The sequence below is a fragment of the Mesorhizobium opportunistum WSM2075 genome (assembly GCF_000176035.2).
GTDB classification, from domain to species: domain Bacteria; phylum Pseudomonadota; class Alphaproteobacteria; order Rhizobiales; family Rhizobiaceae; genus Mesorhizobium; species Mesorhizobium opportunistum.
In genome coordinates, this window is record NC_015675.1 from 5,687,137 (window position 1) to 5,710,289 (window position 23,153).

Below are 23,153 nucleotides of genomic sequence, written 5' to 3' on the forward strand. Positions count from 1 at the left end.
CGCACGATGCCAAGGTGCAGGGTAGGTACGCCGAGGTGCTGGAACTGTCGCTGAGATGGGGCAAATGATGCGATGACGTTGGTTCGTGCGCGACGTGCCGCGTGCGGCTGTCACAAACACGACCTATCAAGCCGTATGAGGATTCTTCTCAAAACGAGGAGCGGCTGATCGCGAGCAAGTCACCGCCCGAACGGACCGCGATAGGTTTCGCCTACGTGGTCCTCATGTTGAGTAATCAACTCACCGCCGGCCAGAGCGCAATATGCTTAGGTGTACAACGCGTTATTATAACGACAAAGGCTTTAAAGCTTTCGCCTTATAGAAATTGCACGGCATTTGCCGCTCTTGGAGCACTTTGGACCTCACAACCCCGGAGTGCTTTATGCGCCTTAGCTTTCTTTCTGGTTTCCTCATTGCCGTTCTTGCTGCCGGGCCATCGACTTCTGCCAGCGCACCGCACTCCGGCGTGCCGCTCGGGCAATCGACCGACCTGTCGGCACGTATCGTCGACGGCAAGGCCGACGTTAACGGTGTGGCCTATCACTATTTGCTGGCAGCAGGCGGCCCGAAAACCGTGGTGTTGTTGCATGGTTGGGGCACGACCTCATACATGTGGCGCTTTGTAATGCCGCAACTGGTGGCGCGCGGTTACACGGTACTTGCGCCCGATTTGCGCGGTTTGGGGGACACCGCCAAGCCTGCGGCCGGCTACGAAAAGGCGGCGATTGCCGAGGATATTCGAGCACTTGTCAATCAGCTGAACCTTGGTCCGGTCGTCAATCTCGTCGGTCACGATATGGGTGGCATGGTCGCTTATTCCTATGCGGCGCAGCACCCGGGGGAAGTCACCACACTGGCAATCGTTGACGTCCCGCTGCCAGGCATCGAACCGTGGAACGAATTGATCCAAGGCCCTCGCACTTGGCATTTTCGCTTCCACTCCGTACGCGACGTGCCGGAAATGCTCATTGCCGGTCGCGAGCTTGAGTATTTAAAGTGGTTTCACAATGCAGAGGGGGTAAATACTCGCGCGTTCGACACCGAAGCCGACGAAGTCTACGGCCGTTCTTATGCCCAGCCTGGCGCATTGCGCGCAGGCTTCGAGTACTACCGGGCTTTCCCGCGTGACGAAGAACAGAACAAAGCCTTTGCAAAACACAAGCTGACGATGCCGGTACTCGGTATAAGCGGTTCGGGTGGCCTGGCATCGATGTACGAAGGCCATCTCCGCCACGTCGCCGAAAACGTACGGGCCGTAGTAGTCGAAGGCTCAGGCCATTGGGTTCCGGAGGAGCAGCCGGCCGCCGTCACAAGGGCCCTGATCGAATTCCTGCCACCAGCATACTAAGCTTCGCGGCTGGCTGAAGCACAACATTAGCGATAGTCGCCGTGATGGAGATACGCCGCTCCATAGCTTTGCCAATACGCCGCCGTTAGCTGGCGATGCGCGGCAAGAGCTTGGCAGTGTAGCCTCAACACCAGGTTACACGCGGCGATCATCGCTCTAAACTTCATAAAAATTTGTCTGAGTCCGGATCGTCCTGGGCAGGCTACTCTTAACGGAGAAGCGCCAGCCGCTGGGCGATCCTATCGGACGGAGGCGAGGTTCACCCTTTCGAAAGTCCTGGCCGCGCCGGCCTTGCGCATCGCCGGGGGCAGCGTTTCCCAGGCCCGGATCAGCTCTCCGATGGAAGCTGCTTCCATCTTGCGCATGACATTGCCGCGGTGAAGCTTGACGGTCACTTCACTGATGCCGAGGTCGAAAGCGATCTGTTTGTTGAGGCGCCCACGCGCCACTTCATGCAGCACCTCGCGCTCGCGCGGGGTTAGCGTCTCGACACGCTCGATGTTGCGCTTGACGACCACCGCATCCGCCCGCCGCTTGGCATCCACCGCAATGCCCGCGATCACGGCGTCAAGGAGTGTTTGGTCGCGTACCGGTTTGGTGAGAAAATCCACCGCGCCCGCCTTCATCGCCTGGACAGTCATCGGTATGTCGCCATGCCCAGTCAGGAAGATGATGGGCTTGGGATTGCCGTTTGACGCAAGATGGTGCTGTAGATCGAGACCGCTTGCCCCTGGCATGCGGACGTCGAGGATCAAGCAACCGGGGCTGTCCAAGACGTCAGCGTCGAGCAATTCTCGGGTCGAAGCGAAGCAGACCGGTTCAAAGCCCATCGACAGTATCAACTCCGACAGTGCTTCGCGAACAGACGCATCGTCATCGACAATGATGACGAGCGGCTGCTGCGGCTCGGCGTTCCGCTGCCGTGACACCGGCGTCGATCTCTGCAAGAGCGGTTGGTCAACTCTCATGTTCATCCCTCGGTTCTTGGTTGCGTAAAGCGTCGCTCACAGCCGCAAGCAGGGCCTGGCCATCGAAGGGCTTGCGGAAAAACCCGCTGATGCCTTTGGCGCGGTGCTGATCGGCTATCTCGTGACGACCGGTGATCAGGAACACCGGCAGGTCCGCACGCGTCTTCTTGACCAAGTCACGAAGTTCAAAGCCGTCCGTACCAGGCATCCCGATATCGGTAATGAGCAAGTCCACGTCAGACAGCCCGCTGACGAGAAGTGATCCCGCCGACGAGAAGATGCGGGCAGCATAGCCCGCAGACTCCAAAAGGTTCTCGAGCGACTCGAGCAATCTTGGGTCGTCATCGACAATCGCCACGACAGGTCGCACCTTGCTCACACTCCGTTCCCTCCCGTTCGTCGAGAGTGGCTGATCGGTATCTCCAACCGCTCCGCCATGCGCACGAGATCAGCGAGTGATGCCGCAACCATTTTCTGCATCACGTTCCGTCTATGGATTTGCAGCGTAACCTCGCTGATCCCCAACTCAGCCGCGGCCTGTTTGTTGAGCAAGCCACTCACAACGAGCGGCAGCACCTCGCGTTCTCGCTGCGTGAGCTCTCGATAGCGTTGCCTCAACACGGTGAGTTCGGCGCGCTCTGATCGCCTTTCTCGGTCCTGGGCGATCGCTGCCCGGATCGCGACCATGAGGTCCGTATCGCTGAAGGGCTTTGTCAGGAAGTCCACAGCGCCGTGCTTGATCGCACGCACAGAGGACGGGATGTCGCCATGCCCCGTTATGAAGACGATCGGCGGATGATCGCCCTCGGCGATCTGCTTCTGCAGATCGAGACCGTTGATGTCAGGCAATTCCACATCGAGGATCAGGCAGGCGGGGACGTCCGGCTTGTCGGCAAGGACATAGTCGCCGGCCGATCCGAACGCTACGGCGCGCATGCCATGGGACTCCAGAAGCTCACCAAGCGCTTCCCGAATACGCACGTCGTCATCGACGATGAAGACCATTTGATCGTGGGGCGTCATGCTGCCGCTTTCATTTCAACTGGCATCGTGAAGACGAACGCCGTTCCGTGCGGATCGTTCTTCTCCACCCACAACCGTCCGCCATGGGACTCGACGATCGAACGGCAGATCGCGAGTCCCATGCCCATGCCGTGCTCTTTCGTCGTAAAGAACGGCTCGAATATTCGGTCAGGAAACGCAATGCCCGGGCCACAATCGCTGATCTCGATCTGGATCGCGTCCCCTATCCGGCGCACGCGAAGTCCAAGAACCTTGTCGCCCGGAACAGAGTCCATCGCCTCGATCCCATTGCGGATGAGGTTCACCAGAACCTGCTGAATCTGCACGCGATCGAGCGCGACAATAGGAAGGTCGCTTTCGACATCGAGATCCAGACGAACACGGCGCCGCACCGCCTCCTCGGCGATGAGGTCGCGCGCTTCCGCTATGACGCTGTCGAGTGCTGTGTAAGCCATCGCGTCTGCAGATTGCTTGAATAAGGCGCGGATGCGGCTGACGACATCCGCGGCTGAGTTGGCATCACGGATAATACGCTCCACAGTCTTCTGCGCCCGCTCGATATTTGGCGGTTCGGCCGTGAGCCAACGCTGGCAGGCATATGAATTGGCGACAACAGCCGCCAGAGGCTGGTTCACCTCATGCGCTATAGAGGCTGAAAGCTCGGCAAGACTCGCCGCCTGGCTCGCACGTGCAAGTCTCTCTTGCGCCAGGCGCAGTTCTTCTTGCGCTCGAACTTCACCGTCGATGTCCAGACAGACGACGTTCCACTGAACAATAGCTCCCTCTGCGTTGCGCATCGGTGCCGCGCGCGTATCGACCCAGCAATATTCGCCGTCGAAGCGACGCAGACGGTGCCTGCGCGCATACGGTTCGCCAGTGGCCAACGAATGAGCATAGTTCGCTTTGACGGCCGCCAGGTCGTCAGGATGAACGCCTTCATCGAGTGTCCCGGACAGGCGGGATTTTCCCTTACCGTCCAATAACTCCAACTCATATCCGAGGAATTCGCGGAGCTGACGGCTTCGATATATCGGCTCACCGTTCGGTGCGGCGCAATCGATCATCACCGGCAGCGTTTCAACCAGCTGCCACAGCGAACGTTCTCTCTCGCGCAGCGCCACCTGTGCGCGCATCTCCTCGTCGATGTCGATGGAGACCTGGTACCAGTGAACGATGGCTCCGTCCCGATCGCGCAGAGGCTCGCAACGCCCTTCTATCCAGCGATAGCTGCCGTCTTTCCAACGCCGGCGATACCGCATGATGAAGGAGTCGCCAGTTTTGAGGCAGCTGGCTGACCTATTGAGCACCTCGAGAGCGTCTTCGGGATGAATCAGATCTCGTGCCACCCTCGTGAAGTCTTCGAAGTTTGCCCCGGAGATGCCGAGTTCCTCCAAAGACCGCCTATTGACGTACGCAAGCTTGCCATCGGGCGTCCAGCTCCAGATGTGGACCGGCAAGGCATCGACAAGCTGCTGAAGCTCGCGCTCTCTTTCGCGCAATGCCTCCTGCGCCCGCATCTCATCTTCAATGTCGATTGAAGCCATATACCATTGAACGATCGCGCCATCAGTATCCCTTAACGGTTGCGCTCGTGCTTCTATCCAGCGGTAGACGCCATCCTTCTCGCGTCGACGAAAGCGGTTCACGAAAGGCTGGCCGGACGCAAAGCCATTCGAAGCCCTCCGAAACATTGTCGGAAAGTCTTCAGGATGGGCCAGGTCCCGGGCCAGGGCATCGAAATCATTGATGTGCGTCGGTGGCGAACCGACCTTCTCCAGGTATCGCTTGCTGGTGTAGGTGATCCTGCCCGAAGGGGCAAAGCTCAGGAGATTCACCGGCACAGCGTCAATCATTTGCTCCAGTTGCCGGTTGGCTTTCCGCAGCGCTTCTTCTGCCCTCACCTGGTCGTCGATGTCGTGCGAAAGACCGTACCATTGGACGACAGTCCCACATTCGTCTCGCATCGGTTCCGCTCGGCCCGACATCCATCGGAAGACGCCGTCAGCACGACGCAGGCGATAGTTCAGGGAGAAGCTCTCGCCGGTGGTGACCGAGTGGTTGATCGCAGCTTCCAGCGTGGCGGCGTCATCGGGATGTACGACAGCCGCAATGGCCGCCGTCAGCCCATTTCCTCCCACATTCTCGTATCCTCCTACGTCAAGGCCGAGATACTCAACCATTCGCTTGCTGAAGAAGACCGGCTCGCCCGACGCAGACAGGCGCCAGAGGAAGCTCGGCACCATGTCCACCAGTTGCGAGAGTTCCCGCTCCCGCTCGCGCAACGCTTCCTGTGCGCGCATCTCGTCGTCGACGTCGATAGAGATCACATACCACTGAACAATCGCGCCGCTGTGATCACGCAGCGGCTCGCCGCGTCCGTCCACCCAGCGGTACGCTCCGTCCGCACGGCGCATTCGATACTTCATGGAGTATGGTTCGCCGGTAGCCAGAGAGTGGCGGACGGTCTCCAGGAGGCGTGCCGCATCTTCGGGATAGACGAGGGACTGTATGGCCGCCGCCTGCCGGCTCATCCCCGGCTTGTCCAGATCCGCCACACCGTCGAGACCGAAGAAGTCAAGCAAACGTCTGTTGAAGAAGGTCGGCTCGCCTTCAGGCGTCAGCCGTCTGATCTGGACTGGGACCATGTCGATGAGCTGAGAAAGTTCCCGCTCCCGACCGCGCAGCTCCGCCACGGTTTTCTTGTAGACATCGTTGTCGAGCGCGATTCCGTACCATCCCGTGATACGACCCTGGCTGTCGCGCGCGGGCCGCGCGGCGGTTCGGGCCCATACATAGGTGCCGTTCGCGCGCCGAAAGCGAAACTCGACATTGAAATGATCGCCGGTCCTCAGACAATGGCGCCAGGTAACCGCGATCTGCTCATAGTCGTCTGGATGAAGCAAACGCTTCCAGGCGGTGTACCCCTCGTTCAATGGAGCGTTCAGATCCTCCAGCGTCACCCCGAGGGAGCTCAGCGCGAACGGATGCATGTAGATCCATCTACCCGCCGCATCGAACGCCCATCCGTTCCCGAATATGCTTTCAACGATTTTCGCCGATCGAATTGGCCCGGCGTCGTTCTCAACCAAGGGATCCAGGTCCGTCCCGGAAAGCCGCTCCCTGTCCGTCACCAGATCATCAATGTCCACGCTGACACTATAGCCGGGCTCCGACCGGGTCTCGTTCCAGCGATAACTTCCGTCGGTCTGCAGCTGCCTGTGCCTCGTAACCTGGGGGACACCCGTCCAGAAGGCGCGGGCGGCTGCGTGCGCCGCCGCTGTCCGGTCATCCGGATGGACCAGACTCAGGGAATGGAGAGCATCGGAAGCGGCTTCCTTCTCGAGTGCCTCACTCATCACATCAGCGAATCGCTCCGTGGCTGCGGGCGGCGCATCGCCTTCAATTAGGGTGCCATACCATGCAACGGCGTTACCTTCGCTGTCGCACAGCGGCTGTCCGGAGCTTCGACTCCAACCGTAAGCACCGCTCGCGCGCAAAATGCGGTGCTCCACATTGTAGTGCTCACCTGTTTGCAGGCAGCGACGCCACTCGGCCACGGCTCGGTCATAGTCGTCTGGATGTATTAGCCGCTTCCAACCCGCGGAGCCATCTTCTGACGAAGTGTTGAACTCCTCCAGCGTCGTGCCGAGAAGCGATAGCGTGCTGGGAGTAACATAGCTGAATCTGCCGGCCGCGTCTGTCGCCCACCCATTGCCGACCACGCTTTCGATGAGCCGAGCCGCCCGCAACGCTTCCGCGTCGGGATCGCCAAGCGAGTTGAACGCTGTCGTCATTGTCTTCTCCTACCGGACAATGAAAGGCGGAGACTGTCAGCGCCTTCTTTAACTCTCATCGTTGACCATCTGGGCTCGCGAATTGGTTCATCATCTTAACCGGACCACGCCGCAGCCGCACCTCATGGAAATCCATGAGATGTGAGTGACCCAACTTTCGGGGTGAGGCACCTAGACGTCCGATTGAAGCTACAGCCCCTGAAACAAGGCCTGGTCGGCTCCCCGTATAGCACTTGCTCTCAGCAGCTGGGATCTGGGCTGACGAACCAAAACTCACCATAAGCAGCGCCGCGCCCCAGCCGCATCTCATGGAAATCCATGAACCGAAGCGCGACGCGGCCGCGACGACCCCGCGTGTTCATCCCAGTCTGGTCTAGTGGACGTGGCTCGCAAGATTCAAGTTGGAAGCTATGACGATAAGGACACCTGTTCCAAAATGTAGGATGCTCATCCAGTTTGATTCCGCCGGGGGACTTTGCGACTGAACAATTGCTTGGCGCCAATCAGGCATGGCGCAGCAACCGCGAACAGCAACACGAGCGCGAAGAAAGCTTCGTCGAACGAGATCGTGGAGGCTTGCCTTTCGAGAGAGCGCTGCAACAATGGGAAAGCGATCTTGGGCGCCGCTAGAATGTCGGCACCGTTCGAAGTGAGAATGTTCGCAGTGGCCCTCAAGCGCTGGTCCAGGGCCGGATCGCCACCGACAAGGTGGGTGGACAACATCGTTCGGTTGAGAGCGTTCTGGTGATCGATATACGTTTGCAAGAGCGCCGTGCCCATCAGACCACCAGCCTGCTTGCCGAGATTGAACAGCCCTATTCCAAACGGCAGAATATCGGCAGCAAGTCCACGCAGCGTAACCAGCGTCAGTGCCACGAACAGAAGACCGAGACCTGATCCTCGCAGAAGCAGGGCCGGGGTCAGGTCGGGGGTGCCGCTACCGCTCGTCGAACCGGACAGGAGCCACATGGCTCCGGAGAAGAACAGGACTCCAAACGGAACAAGGGCGATCGGGTGAACGCCGGCCTTTTCGATGAGGAGGCCGGAGAACAGAAGTCCCAGCGCCAGCATGGCTCCGCTGGGCAGCAGAAGCACTCCTGCGGCCGTGGCCGTAAAATCGAGAACGTTGAGGGCAAAAGCCGGGATGAGATAGGTGCTGCCCGATAGGGCAAAGCCCGCGACGAGGCTGACAAGAAAGCCAAAGCGAAAGTCCGGATCGGCGAAAGGCGCGACCGCCTGAAGTGAGCCTGAGCGGAACCGGGCCTCCCGGACAACCACAAGGCCGGCGGCCGCCACACCGATGGTCGAAAGGCCGGTGATCCCCATGTCGTCCGACCAATTGAACCTGCTGCCCTGCAGCAGCACGTATGTCAAAAGCGCGGTACTGATGCCGAGCACAATGACCTCGACGACGGGGAGCGTGGTTGCCCGCCAGTATGTCCGATTGCCATCCGCCGCCAGAAGGACAAGGGCGGCGATGCCGAGCGGGACGTTGGCGAGGAATATCCAGTCCCAGGAGAAATGATCGACCAACCAGCCCTGCAGGGCCGGCGTAATCGTCGTTGGAGCCATTACCGCGCCCACGGCAAAAACGGCTTGGACAGTCGGCTGATGTCGAGACGGGAACCGAAAAAACAGCAGCGTCTGGCCAGCCACGAGAATTGTGCCGCCAGCCAGCCCCTCGACGACGCGGAAGACACAAATCCAGATAAGATCCACCGAGAGCGTCATTGCCGCGCAACCCAGCAGAAGCATCACGACCCCCGCACGCAGGCAGGCGGTCGGCCTGGCGGCTGTGACAAAAAGCGGAGCGACAAGGAAGGCCGTCAGCTTGGCCGCGATGAATGCGATGTCGACCATGGCCAGTTCATCCGGCGTTGCGTAGATGTCGCCCAGCATGTCGATCCGGCCGATGGACAGTGCATTGGATGCCACTGCATCCATGAAGGCGGCCAACACAACACCAGTTGCGACAAGCCAGGCCCACGGCAGGGTATCAGGATGGCGGAACGCTCTGGTGCGGTGCATCACTGTACTGGGCGTCCGTTGGCACTGTCGCCGGACCGTATTTCCAACGCCACCGCTGGAAGGTCGCCCGCTCCGAGGGCGATGGCAACGCGGGCGGAGAGCCCCGGAACGAGACGGCCAGGCAACGGGTTTCGTCTCATCCTGATCTTCACCGGCACACGCTGGACGACGCGGATGAAATTTCCGGTGGCGTTATCCGGCGGCAGCAGGCTGAATGCCGCCCCGCTGCCGGGAGCGAAGCTTTCGACAATACCGTCGATTTCGAGATCTGGATATTCATCGACCGTGACGCGTACCCGTTGGCCGATCTCCACCTGCTTGAGCTGCGTTTCCTTGAAGTTGGCGACGATCCAGATATCGTCAACCGGAACGATATCCAAGGCTGCATTCCCTGGAGTGACATAACGGCCGACACGGATCTGGCGATTGCCGACGATCCCGTCGACCGGGGCTCTCACGACCGTGTTGTCGAGGTCGAGCATAGCCAGGTCGAGAGCGGCCCTCGCCTGTGACAGGGCCGCCTGCGCACCAGACAATTGTGCTTCCAAGACGCCGAGCTTCAGCCTTTGAGCCAGCAGATTGGCTTCTGCGCCGTCCAAGGACGCCTTCGCCTTGTCGTAGCTGGCTTGTGCATCCTGTAGTTTCTGATCGCTGGCAGTGCCGTTCTTCTGCAGTGTGACATAGCGGTTCAGGTTGGCACGGACGAACTGGAGGTCGGCGGCGGCTGACTGTTTCTGCGCCTCGGCCTGCGCGATCAATGCATCTTGCAGTTTATGGCTTGCCTGGATGTTGGCGACTTCTGCCCGCCGGGCGTCGACATTGGCCTTCGCCTGCTCCACCTTGGCCTTGTAGTCGCTGTCATCGATGCGAAACAGCACTGCGCCCTTCGAAACACTAGCATTGTCGTCCACGTCGACTTCGACGACATAGCCAGCCAGCTTGGGAGCGATACTGGTGATGTCTGCGCGAAGATAAGCGTTGTCGGTCGTTTCCTCGTAGCGACCAACCGTGAACCACTGCCAACTCCATATGGCTGCCGATGGAATCACCACGAGCGCGACGACGGCGATTGCGATCCTGCGAGATGGGCTCATGATTGCTTCGACCTCAATTCGACGCGCCGCTATCGAAGAGGATTGTCGACTTCTCGGGATCAAGATGATCGCCAAGGCTGCAAGTCGCGGCTACGCAGTAGGGGTTCACGAGAATGTCTCCGGACCGCTAAAACAGAAGTGCCGAATAGTCGCGGATTTCAGTGCGCCCGCGCCATCACGCGAACGAACATCTCGGTTCGCTCTGATCGGTAGTTCATACTGACCCTCGGTACAGGTAGATACTTGGCGCGACACCGCTGCATGTGTCGGCTTTCGGGCAACGGCAAAGTGGGTTTTGCGTCCGACTTTGGGCGCAAAGCTGCCGTTCGCGTCGGGATAGCTTTTCGAGCCGGACTCGCTCATTCCCTACGGTTTGTGCAGCACCGAGACACGCCCATCACGCCCGACACTGTAGAAAATATCGCATGCTCTCCGAGTGGGGGGAAAGGCGGTAGCGCTCTCCCGCTACCATCAATGCAGCGTTAGGCGCTGTTCCTGGTTTGCGATTTGGTAGGTTGAGAAGTTCAGCCAGCGCACCGCGGACTTTCAGCTCACCTGTCCCCTACCCGCCGTCGGAATGATATCAATCCCCGCGACGAGCGCCCCGATGATCCTCGCCGCCTAGTGACGCTCGCGCTCGTCTGATTGCAACGCGTCCTGGAGTTCGGATACTTGCCGACGGTAGACCGTCACCACTGCCGGATGAAACTCGCAATGCTTTCAGCGGCTGCCATCGCCTGAAGCTCTCGGGCTAGATTCTCCTTCTCAAGTTCGAGGTCCAGCAGCTTTGATTTCATGCTGGTCGTCGCGACGCCGAGCCCGGTTCGAGGCCCCGCGATATTCACCTTCTCAGGCCGCCATCCACGTATGCTGCATGGCGGCCGCTATGGTGCCGGTCTGGCTCGGGTCGCCAAGGCGCGGATCGTTGGGTTGGATGCCCGAACCGGTCGGCGAGGTAGCCGGATCGAAACCGGCCATGGCGGCGACCAGCGTCGCGACATCGGACGAATGCAGCCTCTTTCCGTCGCCGGACTTCAGCGTTTCGACGACATTGCCTTGGCCCGTGAACCAGCCGCTAACCGTCACCCTGTCTGTGGTGCCGAGCACCGAAACAACGAGGTCGTTGCCCTGCTGGGCGAACCAGAGCTCGTTGGCATCGATCCCGTTTCCGAAGTCAAGTTCATCATTGTCGTTGTAGTCGCCGGATTCGATAATGGTGTCGGCGCCATCGCCGGCCCTGAACCGATATTGGTCGTTGCCAGTACCGCCGACCAGCGTGTCGTTGCCCGCGCCGCCCGACAAAATGTCATTGCCGGAATTGCCGTTGAGCGTCTCATTGCCGGTGAGACCGAAGACGATGTCAGCTTCGGCGCTGCCGTTGGCGATGGCGCCGGTTGAGGCGGCGACGACGAAGTTCATCGTGCCCAGCCCGTCGAGAGCTATTTGCTCGACCCGACCGACAACGCCCTGCTGATAAAGCGTGAGACTGTCGCCGGCCGGTCCTCCACCAATGTTGATCACGAGATTATCATGCCCGACGCCGGTCCAGGAGAAGGAAAGGTCGTCAGCCTTGATACCCTGAAGATCTATCGTGTCAGTGCCCGCCTCACCCCGCTTAAGAAGGTGACTGTTGGTGGCATCCCAATCATAGCCTCCGACCCACGTGTTTACGACACCACCGGCATAGACACCTAGGGCAGCAGCGGCGTTGATATCCGCAGTGGCGGTTGTTACGGCATAGGTCGCATCGTCGACGGAATCGGCTTGGTCGCCTCTCCGATAAACATATCGATCGTCGCCGTCCTGACCAACCAGGTAATCATTCCCGGCCTGCCCAAATAATGTATCATTGCCGGCCCCACCAGCCATCCAGTCATTGCCAGCCCCGCCATAGATCACGTCAACGCCGCTATTGCCGTAGAGCGATTCATTGCCAGATAGCCCAAAGATAATGTTTGAACCGCTGCCGGCACTAATCGTTCCACCCGACGATGGCGCGACGAACAAGTTCACTGGCCCAAGCCCATCGAGCTGGAGTTTTTCGATCTTTGCAACACCTGTCTTCTGCTGATCCAACCGGATGCTGTCGCCAGCAGGACCTCCGGCTATGGCAAGTTGAAGATTATCCCCACCAACCCCTATCCATGAGAAGGAAAGGTCATCCGCCTTGATGCCGCCTTCCAGCGACAACGTGTCGGAGCCGGTGCCATCGATCAGCTTCAGCAGGCTGTTCGTACTTGTCTGCCAGAGATAGCCACCGATCCATGTATTGGTGTACCCACTAGCGGAAACACCCAAGGCCTGGGCGGCGCTTACATCGGCCGCAGCCGTCGTCACGATCATGCTGAAATCTTCGACAGTATCGGCGCCATCACCTCGCCGGTACACGTAACGGTCGCTACCACCTTCACCGTTCTCATAGTCATTGCCGGTCCCGCCGACCAACGTGTCATCGCCCGTCCCGGCGGAGAGCACATCATTTCCCGCGCCAGCGTAAATTATGTCCGTTCCAGTATTGCCCCACAGTGTTTCGTTCCCAGCAAGGCCAAAGATTATGTTGGACCCAGTTCCAGCGTTTGCGGTTCCTCCGACCGCGCCGACAACAATGAAATTGGTTGCGCTCATACCATCCAGCGCAAGCTTATCGATTCTCGCTCCAGCAAACGCCTCTTGACCGAGTGTTACACTGTCGCCGGACGAGCCTCCCGCAATTGTAATAGTAAGATCGTCTCCATCCCGCCCAGTCCATGCAAAGGATAGATCCTCAGCTACTATGCCACCTGAAAGCGTCAGGGTGTCGCTGCCGGCATCACCCAGTATGAGCAGTTGATTGGCAGTAGTACTCCACATGTAACCACCAACCCATGTGTTGACTATACCAGTGGCAGACACGCCCAAAGCCTGAGCCGCAGCGGTATCACTCGAGCCGACCTTCTTGGTAGCGCGGAAATCGCCTACATAATCGTTGCCGTCGCCGCGTTGAAACACGTAGTTGTCATTGCCCTCGGCACCTTCAAGATGATCGTTCCCGCCGCCGCCGCGCATTGTATCGTTACCCGTGTTGCCGAGCATAAAATCGTTACCAGCCCCCCCGAAGAACGTGTCATTGCCACCGTTTCCGGTGAGTCGATTGTCACCAGAGTTGCCGGTCAGAACATTCGATGACACATTGCCTGTGCCGTCGATCGCAGCGGTGCCGGTCAACGTCAGGTTCTCCACGTCCGCGTAGAAAATCGTGTAGGTAACCGAGCTCAGCACCATATCGATGCCTTCGCTGGCGGCCTCTATCACCTGGTCGCCGGCATCGTCGACGACATAAGTGTCATTGCCGGCATTGCCCTTCATGATGTCGGCACCAGTGCCGCCGTCGAGAAGATCATCGCCAGCGCCGCCGTTGAGTGTGTCGATGCCGGCTCCGCCCTGGATGTGGTCGTCACCCGCGCTGCCTGTGATGGTGTCGTTCGTTGTGCCAGTGGCGATGAATTCGACGCCCGCGCCGGTTGTGGTCCCGGTTCCGGTCGTTCCATTTGCGGCGACGACCGAGGTGGACTTACGGTCGGCGCTGACATCCGTGGTCACAGTCTGCGTCACGACGCCGCTAGCATTGTAGTCGGTCGCGACCTTGCGGATCGAGCCGTCGATACGCGTTACGGCCATTTCCCGATGTTCATAGGTGCCATTGTTATCGGCATCCTTGAGCAACGTGGTGGTCATGCCATCTATGCTGACGGTCATGATGCCGTTTGCGACAACGGCCCCGCTTCCATTCCTCTCGGCAAAAGCTGTCGATACTGATCCGTCGATGTGCTGTTGGGAAACAGCTATGACCTCATAACCCGTCAGGTTCGGGGCGTTACTAGGAGCTGTCGACGGGTCCGTGGCATTGCCGTCATAGTCAAAATAGCTCGTCGTTGTAAGTCCGTCCGAGCTTGTTTTCATGACGATATTGTTGGCTATCGCCTGCTTCCAATAGACAAATCCTGGAATAAGCTTTGAAACATCTCGTGCGATAGCCTTCGTGTGAATAGTGTCAACCACCGAGCCATCGAGATTGGTGAACCTGTTATCCGATATATCCCAGTAGTTATCCTGGTCATAATCGACGCCATTGAATGAGTACTGACCATCGTCGGTATCCATTGTCCTACCGATGCTGATTACGCTTCCCGCAGTTCCGTTCACGTCGGTTGACGAAGTTTGATACCCCCCGTCACCCAGCACTTTCGCGATTGTTGTTCGCCGTTGATCAACCGTTCCGTCGCCATTGAAATCCCAGTCGGAAACGGTCGTAAGGCCATCGGCGCTTGTCGTAACCCTGGTTTCACTTGTTTTATGATTAGCCGAGCTGAAATCATCGATAACAAGCGTGACGGACCCATCGACCCCCCTGGTCGTTACTTCCGTCTGGTCGACAGTGCCGTCGCCATCGCTGTCGCGTGTGATCGATGTCTTGCGTCCGTCACCACTGGTAGTCGCAACCTGGCTATCGAGCAAAACGCCGGAGGTGGTTTGCCTCTTGACCGTTTCGATGATTGTGGCGTCGGAGAGTATCCGTCGGTCGTAGATGGTAATTCTGTCGATACCCACGGTGCCGTCTATGTCCTCCTGTGTCGTTGCAGTTTTGCCGTCGACACTAGTGGCGGTGATGAATTTTGACAGCTGCGAGCCATCGGCTTTGAAGTTGGTGACGGTTCTTGTATTCGTTCCGTCAGCATTGATCGTGGTAACGTCGGTTGAATCCTCACTGAGGGGATTGGCTCCAAATAGATCCCAATTGGTGGTGATCGAGAGGCCGTTTGCGCTTGTGGTCGTAGCGAGCGCACTGGTTAGCACCGAGCCATCGAAACGGCTAACGGTACGTACTTTCGAACCATCGGCGTTGAGCGCGGTAACGTCCGTCCGCTTCTGGGGAAAATTGTCGTCGTTGGTAGTAACACCAGATTCCGTTGTGATGGAAAGACCATCACCGGCAACGGTGACTCTCGCCTCGTCCATTAGCGTAAGACCATCCGAGGCATACTTCTTGAGCAGATTGGTCGTTGACCCATCTGCCCCAAGTGTGGTCGTGCTAGTGATTTTTCCGGTTATTCCGGCTACATATTGGTTTAGCGTTGCGCCATATACTGTTGAAGTAGTCAGCCCGTTCGCGCTGGCAGTGGTGGCCTTACTGGTAGTCGAGGACGTCCCCGAACTGCTGTTCGGCCCTGTCGTGGTGGTCGTGACACTTCCATCGGGGGCCTCTGCTGAGGTGGTAGTGATGTCGATCGTACCATCTCCGTTGACGTCTTTGGTGATTGTGGTGGTTAGCTTGTTGGCACTGACCGTTGTGACTGTGCGGCTCTCTAAAGTCCCATTTGCCCTTTTGTAGTCGATTGTCTCTGTCGTGCTGCCATCAGCGTTAAGCAAGTTCGTGTCGACTTTCGAGCGGCTGGTGGTCGTGCCAACTGCCGCCCAGGTCATCGTCTTAGTCAAGCCGTTGGCGCTCGTGACAACCGTGGTCTTGTCCCTCACGGCACCGGCACCGTCGAAATCTGTGATGGTCTCGGTTTTGCTGCCGTCGGCGTTGAGCACGATCACATCGGTCATCGACTGATCGATGGTGCCATTGCCGTCGAGATCGGTGGCAAGCGTGTTGGAGAGAGCGTTGGCGCTGACGGTCCTTGTCGCCGAAGAGGTCACAACGCCGACCGCATAGGTGCGATTGACCATTGTGGTCGAGCCATTGGCGTTGAGGGTGGTCGTACTGCTAGCGTCTATCGTCCCGTTGCCGTCGACGTCCCGAGTCGTCGTCACCGTGTCGCCATCGCCACTAGTGATGGTCTGATAGAAGGCGATCTGCACGTTGTTGGCATTCTTGACCGCAAGCGTGTCGGTTTTCGATCCATCAACGCCGAGAATGGTGGTGGCGTTGCTAGTCCGGTCGATCGTGCCATTGCCGTCCAGGTCAGCCTGTACCGTCGAAGTCAAGCCATTCGCGCTGATTGTGGTGATGGTCTTGCCGATCAACGTCCCAGTCCCGGCAAGTGCGGACACGGTCCTGGTCGTCGAGCCATCTACGTTCAGGACGGTGACGTCGCCGGACTTGCTTTCAATGATGCCGTCGCCATCGGCATCGGTTTGGCTGGTTACCGACAGTCCGTTGCCGCTGGTGGTGATGGTACGCTTGTTGAGCAAGGTGCCGTCGTTGCTGAAGTCTTCGACTATCTCCCTCTTCGAGCCGTCGTTGTTGAGGCTCGTGATATCCCAGTGGGTATCGTCGGTCTTGCCGTCGATGTTATACGCCACCGATGTCCAGAGACCGTTGGCGCTGGTCGTCGTCACCGTTTTGTCGATTTGCACGCCATTGGCCGCGGTATCGGTGACCGTCTGCGTGGTCGAGCCGTCAGTGTTGCGTACGGTGACCTGGGTCTGGTCGACATGCCCGTCGCCATTGGCGTCGATCGTCGTCGTGATCGTCTTTTGGTCGGCACTCGTTGTCGCCGCGGTCTTGGACAGCACCGCACCGCTTGTGCTGGTGGTTGTAGCACTCACAGTACGGCTTCCGTCGCTGCCAAGCACGGTGGCCGTCACGATCGTGCGGTCGACGGTGCCGTCCGCGTTGACGTCGTCCTTCTCGGTCTGGGTGAGCCCATTCGGACTGGCCACTACGGAAGAACTGCCGATCAGCGTGCCGTTGCCGCTCTTCCTAGTGACGGTGCGCGTGCGATTGCCGGAGGCATCGATGGCAGTCACATCGTTGACAACGCTATCATAAGTTCCGTCGCCATCTATGTCGGCCTTGCTCGTCAGAGAAAGGCCGTTGGCCGACGCCTGATCGAAAGTCCTGACCGCCAGCGAGCCGTCGGGATTGTAGATATTCATCGTCGATGTGGTGAGGCCGGTATTGTCGACGATGATCGTCTTGACAGTGTCGACATGGCCGTCCCCATCGGCGTCGGTCGCAATCGAGATCGTCTTTCGGTCGGCGCTGCTGCTGGTGGTCGAGCTCGAAAGCAGTGAGCCGTTACGGCTTTTCACCTGCAGCGTTTCGCTGGTGCTGCCATTGGAGCTGAGAAGCTTCACGTCGGACGAGACAAGATCGAAAAGTCCGTCGCCATCGAGATCGCTCGATATCGTCAGCGCCTGACCGTTGGCGCTGGTCGTGGCCATGGTCTTGCCGATCGAGGCGCCCGTACCGCCAAGCGATGAAACAGTCCTGGTCGTCGCCCCATCGGCGTTGAGGACGGTGACGTCGATGGATTTGCTTTCGACAACTCCATCGCCATCGGCGTCGGTCTGACTGGTCAGTGACAAGCCATTGCCGCTGGTGGTGACGATACGCTTGGTGAGCAGCGTGCCGTCGTTGCTAAAGTCTTCCAGCGTCTGGGTCTTGGAGCCATCGCTGTTGAGTCCGGTGATGTCCCAGAAGGTGTCGTCTACTCCGCCATCGATGTTATGCGAGACCGAGCTCCAGAGCCCATTGCCACTTGTCGTCTTCACCGTCTGGTCGATCTGGACCCCACTCGCTGAGGTATCGGTCACTGTCTGGGTGGTTGAGCCGTCGGCGTTGCGTACGGTGACCTCGGTCCGGTCGATATCACCATCGCCATCAGCATCGATCTTCGTCGTGATGGTCTGGCGGTCAGTGCTGGTCTTGACTTCGGTTTTGGCCAGCAACGCTCCGGTGGCGCTGGTGGTCGTAGCGGTCACGGTGCGGCTGCCATCGCCGCCAAGAACAGTGGCGGTGACAGTCGTGCGGTCGATCGTTCCGTTGCCGTCGACGTCGTCCTTTTGAGTCTGTGTCAGGCTATCGGCACTGGTGGTGATCGCGGAAGTGCCGGCCAACGTGCCATTGGCACTCTTGGTCATGACCGTTCGCGTGCGGTTGCTGAAGGCATCCGTGGTCGTCACATCGGTGACGACGGTGTCGTAGGTACCGTCGCCATCTATGTCGGCCTTGTGGGTCAAAGAAAAGCCGTCCGCGGAGGTCTGGTCGTAAGTCCTGCCGACCAGCGAGCCGTCCGCGTTGAATTGGCTGACGGTCGAGGTCGTCACGCCGACGGCATCGATAAGGATCGACTTGGCCATATCGACATGGCCATCTCCATCGAATTCGGTCGAGATCGAGATCGTCTTACGATCTGCGCTGGTGTTGGTGATGGTGCTGGACAGCAAGGTGCCGTCGCGGCTCTTGACCTGCTGGGTCTCCGCCAGGCTGCCGCCGGTCCCGACCACGGTCACGTCCGAGGAGACGAGATCGCCCTGTCCGTCGCCATTCGAATCCGTCGAGACAGTCTTGGAAAGACCATCACTGCTTGTGGTCGCGACCGTTTTGCCGATCAGCACATTGCTCGAGCTGAAGGTGGAGACGGTCGTTACGGTCGAGCTCCCGGCGCCGGTAGTGATGGCGGTGACGTCGTGGGTCTCATAGATGCCGTCGCCGTCGAGGTCGTGCGAGACGGTGCGTGTTCGGCCGTCGGCGCTGGTGACCGTCAATTCGCGATCTATCAGCGCACCGCCCCTCGAGGTTTCGGCAACGGTCTTGGTGCGGGTGCCATCGCCGGCCACGACCGTCGTCTCGTTGCTGGTCAGATCGAAGACGCCGTAGCCGGTCGAATCGCTCTGAACCGTCTTCGTGAGACCATCGGCGGAAGAAGTGGTGACAACCTTGCGCAGCAAGGTTCCGTTGACGCTGTTTTCGGAAACCGTCGTCGTGGTAGAGCCGTCCGCATTCTTGACGAAGACCTGGGTCTGGTCGGTCACGCCATCGCCGTCCTGGTCGAGTGCCGTCGTTACCGTCGTCTTGTCCGCGCTGGTCGTCGTGGTGGTGCGCTGAACCAGCGAGCCGTCGGCGTTGAAATCGCTGACGACGCGCCGGCGCACACCCGCCGTTATCGACGTCACGTCGGACTGCGAACGCTCATAAGTACCGTTGCCATCATCGTCGAACTGCGTTGTCGTCGACAGGCCGTCGGCGCTCACGGTGATGCAGTTCTGGAAGGCCAGCGTGCCATCCCTGTCGTAGCCGCCAAGCGTCGTCGTCTTGGAGCCGTCGCCATTGGTCACAGTGGTGGTTTTGACGATATATCCGTTGGCGTCAGAGGCGAGCACCGCATCGCCGACGGCGCCAGTGGTTCCGTCGGTCCTGGTATAGGTCGCCGTGCCGGTGATGGCCGAACCATCGGCAAAGTTCTGGCCGCTGCCCGTCGCCGTCAGACCAATCGAGGCAATGCCGAGCGAAGCCAACGACACAAGCTGTCCATTCACCATCACCTTGAAGTCGGACCAGCGATCGTCCCCGGAATCGAGCACGCCATTGTGATTGGTGTCGAAAACGCTTTTCAGCGCATCGAGATCGCTGGTTGCCGTCTGGTCCCATTCGGTGAAGACAAACTCGCTGGAACGGCTGATCTTGCCGTCGCCATCGGCATCGAGCACCAATACGCCATTGCCGTCGCCGGCCCAGGCCGTGCGGTGCTGGTAGCCGTCGCCGTTTAGATCGAGGAACTGCGACGACGATGAAAGCGGATTGATTGAAAGGCCATTGCCTGAAAGATCAAGCAGGACGGGATGACCTCCCCAACCATTATTGCTGTCGTGGCCGATACCGTCATGGTTACCGGCGTGGTCACCCACTGCCGGCGTTCCGTGCACACTGTTGCCCATTCCACCTGAGCCGGATCCAGAGCTGGAATGGTCACTACCCCCATGGCTTCCACCACCCCCACCGAATATGCCTCCGATCGCATGAGCAATGCCGCCGACTATGCCGCCGACAAGACCGCCTATCGCGCCGACAATTCCGCCAAATACTCCAGCAACCGCGTTACCGAACGCTCCGAGGGGGTTCCCAGGGACTTCCATCGGATGAATTGAGTTAGTGGGGGTGGGATCTATTGTTATATGCATTATTGGTACTTGCCCTATCGGTACCATCTTCAGCGTGTCAGGGTCGACGATTACCTCGACACCGGTGTCTGGGTTAAAAAACATTTGGCCCGCAGTTTGAGGCGGGGCTGTCCCGTAGTCATCGGCAAAGTCCGGAATCGGCCCGACTGCTGGAGTAGAGGCGAATTGATTTTTTGCGGGAGTCCTACTACCGCCATAGGAGTTTGGCGCTGCACTGCGGTCGGGCGCGCGCGAATCCTTTGGTGAGCCCGATGGGTCGGCCATCCCCGAGCGGCCAGATCCTGGATTTGTACTTTTGCCAGTGGATCCGCCAGATGACGGGGTACTTCCGCCGGCAGGGCTATCTGCTCCCGAACGTGGCGACGTCCCGCCGCGCTCGCCTCCGCTGCGAACATGCTCTGAAGGCGAATCGAGCCCGGACTTGGGGCCCCATTCTCGTACTCCAGCGGAATGAGCTGCCCCAGTGTACTTGGGCTCGATGCTGGAGAAATCCCACCCGCTGAAGTATTTACCAAGCCTGTTTTCATCGATCAGGGCAGTGTCGGCGAGATGCATATCAGCAAAGGCTCCATCCCTCAAAGCTGACAAGCCATCACGGTAGCCTGTTGTCATATTGTCGATATTCCGTGGATTGTTCCCCCACTCCCCCGAGTTGTCGACATTCTTGTTGGTCAAAGCGTTCTTTTCGTTTAGCACCCCAGCCCCAATCTTAAGGGTATCCAGGTCGAACCCGAGAGATGCACCGACAAATCCAAAATCATAACTTGCCACCGCAGTAAAATCGGCGACAAACCCCGTATATCCCCGACCAATCACTCCGTTGTAGCTGCGTTGCAGATCACGCGGGCCATTTGTCTTATAGTCGCCCATGACGGATAAGCTGCTACGACCATTGTATGTATCTACAATCGCATTCCTAGCAGAGGCGACGGGGTCATATTCGGCCGGGGCGCGCATAGGCTGTCCATTTGATTCACTAATTGTCTGACCTCGAGGGTTATGTGCCACTCTGGCTCTTGCCGTTCCACCACCCGTAGTTCCTACGTTGAACAAGTCAGCCATGCACTTTTTCCTCATCTAGAACGGATTTGAATGCCACATTGCCAATGTACTTCGTGTGGAAAATGTCAAAGTACAACCATTGATAAACAGTAAGAAGAATATAGGACTAAGAAATTAGCTATGGTAAAAAACCTCCTAAACGGAACGTCTGTATAGTGCAATAGGGACAACAATAAATTTATACATATGGTAATAATGATATACACTATTGCTGGCAGCAATAATATATCTATCGGCAAATCACTCGACTGAGACAGCAAAGAAAGTCCGTATCTATGTGACAGATAGGACTCGCACTCCGATCCGCCATACCCATAATTTATACCCATTCCAATGTAACTACCGCAGTTGTTAACCTTTTCGATAATACTTGAAAAAACACCAGCTAAAAATGCCACCAGCATAACCCAGCCTAAATAAAGGCTACTAACATTCTTAATTGGCGTCATCTGAGCACCCAAGCAATGCCAAAATCAGTTTATGGTACATGATGGTCTCCGTCTTACCGCTCATGAAACGCCTCGTCTGTCATTTCCATCAGGGGGTCGAGCAGGAACTCCAGAACCCGCCGATTACCGGTCTTGACCTCTGCCGTCACCGACATGCCCGGCGTCAGCACGACATCCCTCCCCTCGACGCGGAAAGACGTCTCATTCAGCGCAATGCGCACTGGAAACACCAATGGCCCAGCACTGTCCCGCGCCGTCTCTTCTTTGGCCGCTAATGGTTCCTGTGGCGAGCCGGCCGGAATGGCGTCGTTGGAGACAGTCAGCACCTTGCCGTCGAGCGTGCCGTAGCGGGTGAAGGGGAAGGCCTCGAGCTTGACGCGTACGTCCTGCCCTTCATGGACAAAGCCCTTGTCGCGGTTTAGCAACATCGCCTCAATCTCGAGCTTCGTACCGTCGGGCACGACCACCATCAGCTTCTGGCCGGTCTGCACGACCTCGCCTAGCGTGTTGACTTCGAGCTGCTGAACGCGGCCGGCAACGGGCGATCTGAGCAAGCTGGCGCGCTCGAACAGTTCGGCCTTGGCGAGGTCCTGCCGCGACACGCCGATCATGCGGTCGATTTCGATCAGTTCGGTAGCAACCTTGTCGAGATATGCATCGCGGCGTGCGCGCTTTTGCGCGGCGAGCGTCTTCACCGTGGCTTCGAGCTCGGCGATGTGACCCTCGTCGGACACCGTCGCCATCAACTGGTCCTGCTCCCCCTGGCGCGCCTCGATGGTGCTGGTCTTGATACCGACCTGGCGCTTTTCCAGCGCGACGTAGACATCGAGCCTGTCGCCAGCGAGTTGGACCAGCTTGCGGCGCTCGACCAGAGTCTTGCCGGCACGCTCGATCTCGATACGCTTCTGCGCAATCTCGGCTTCGAGGCTGTCCTGCTCCGACTGATAGGCTGCCAGCGACTGGCGCATCTGCAGGCGCTGCAAGTCGACCAGCGGCGCGGGGGCGTTTTCAGGCACGACGAACGCCGCTTCCGTCGCAGGCGTGTCATCGGCCACGGCGTCGATCAGCGCCTGAAGCCGGGCCTTGGAGACTTCGGCGGCGGCAAGGTTGCCGGCATTTTTCTGGCGCTCGGCCTGATATTCGGAGGGGTCGAGCTCGACCAGCGCGTCTCCCGCCGCGACATGGTCGCCCGCCTTGACATGCAGCGCCCTGACCGTGCCGGTGATCAGCGGCTCGATAACCTGCACTTTGCCGATTGGGATCAGCTTGCCTTGGATGGTGGCATAGGTGTCGATGCGGCCGAACCATGACCAGGCCAGAGCGCCCACGGCAAACAACATGATCAGCGCGGAGAAGATGCGTGCTGCCGGCGAGGCCGGCGTTTCCAGGATCTCGATCGCGGCGGCCTGGAAGGCGCGCTCGTCGCGGTTGAGTTTTGGGCGCTTGGCTTCGCTCTCGCGCGCCACGCCTTCCCTGATTGCTTGCCAATAGCGTCCCAT

Annotated in this window: 10 protein-coding genes; 2 read left to right on the forward strand and 8 right to left on the reverse strand. The window is 58.8% G+C overall.

What is annotated here, in order from left to right; translation table 11 throughout:
• Positions 1-382: 382 nt before the first annotated feature.
• Positions 383-1,348, forward strand: coding sequence for an alpha/beta fold hydrolase (locus tag MESOP_RS27520; protein ID WP_013896617.1), 966 nt, complete (start codon positions 383-385; stop codon positions 1,346-1,348).
• 239 nt (positions 1,349-1,587) lie between these two features.
• Here MESOP_RS27520 and MESOP_RS27525 read toward each other — a convergent pair whose 3' ends face one another.
• From MESOP_RS27525 to MESOP_RS33085, 7 genes are all read right to left on the reverse strand, one after another.
• Positions 1,588-2,316: a response regulator transcription factor gene (locus MESOP_RS27525; RefSeq protein WP_013896618.1), complete on the reverse strand. Its 729-nt coding sequence runs from the start codon at positions 2,314-2,316 to the stop codon at positions 1,588-1,590.
• A complete protein-coding gene (locus MESOP_RS27530; RefSeq protein ID WP_013896619.1) occupies positions 2,306-2,695 on the reverse strand; it encodes a response regulator in 390 nt (129 codons plus the stop codon). Before MESOP_RS27530 ends, MESOP_RS27525 begins: the two co-directional genes overlap by 11 nt.
• Entirely contained in the window at positions 2,692-3,339 is a 648-nt protein-coding gene (locus MESOP_RS27535) for a response regulator transcription factor (protein WP_013896620.1), read from the reverse strand. The genes MESOP_RS27530 and MESOP_RS27535 overlap by 4 nt, the downstream gene beginning before the upstream one ends.
• Positions 3,336-7,133 (reverse strand): PAS domain-containing protein, encoded by a 3,798-nt coding sequence (locus MESOP_RS27540; protein WP_013896621.1) that lies wholly within the window; start codon positions 7,131-7,133, stop codon positions 3,336-3,338. The genes MESOP_RS27535 and MESOP_RS27540 overlap by 4 nt, the downstream gene beginning before the upstream one ends.
• Positions 7,134-7,580: 447 nt before the next feature.
• On the reverse strand, positions 7,581-9,161 hold the full coding sequence (locus MESOP_RS27545) for an MFS transporter (RefSeq protein WP_013896622.1): 1,581 nt from the start codon (positions 9,159-9,161) through the stop codon (positions 7,581-7,583).
• Positions 9,161-10,255, reverse strand: coding sequence for an HlyD family secretion protein (locus MESOP_RS27550; protein WP_013896623.1), 1,095 nt, complete (start codon positions 10,253-10,255; stop codon positions 9,161-9,163). Before MESOP_RS27550 ends, MESOP_RS27545 begins: the two co-directional genes overlap by 1 nt.
• Before the next feature lie 849 nt (positions 10,256-11,104).
• Positions 11,105-19,870 (reverse strand): calcium-binding protein, encoded by an 8,766-nt coding sequence (locus tag MESOP_RS33085; protein WP_150111234.1) that lies wholly within the window; start codon positions 19,868-19,870, stop codon positions 11,105-11,107.
• Between the two features lie 72 nt (positions 19,871-19,942).
• Between MESOP_RS33085 and MESOP_RS35860 the strand changes: the two genes are divergently transcribed.
• Positions 19,943-20,110: a hypothetical protein gene (locus MESOP_RS35860; protein ID WP_167313577.1), complete on the forward strand. Its 168-nt coding sequence runs from the start codon at positions 19,943-19,945 to the stop codon at positions 20,108-20,110.
• 1,597 nt (positions 20,111-21,707) lie between these two features.
• Here the strand turns inward: MESOP_RS35860 and MESOP_RS27560 are convergent.
• A complete protein-coding gene (locus tag MESOP_RS27560; RefSeq protein WP_013896626.1) occupies positions 21,708-23,153 on the reverse strand; it encodes an HlyD family type I secretion periplasmic adaptor subunit in 1,446 nt (481 codons plus the stop codon).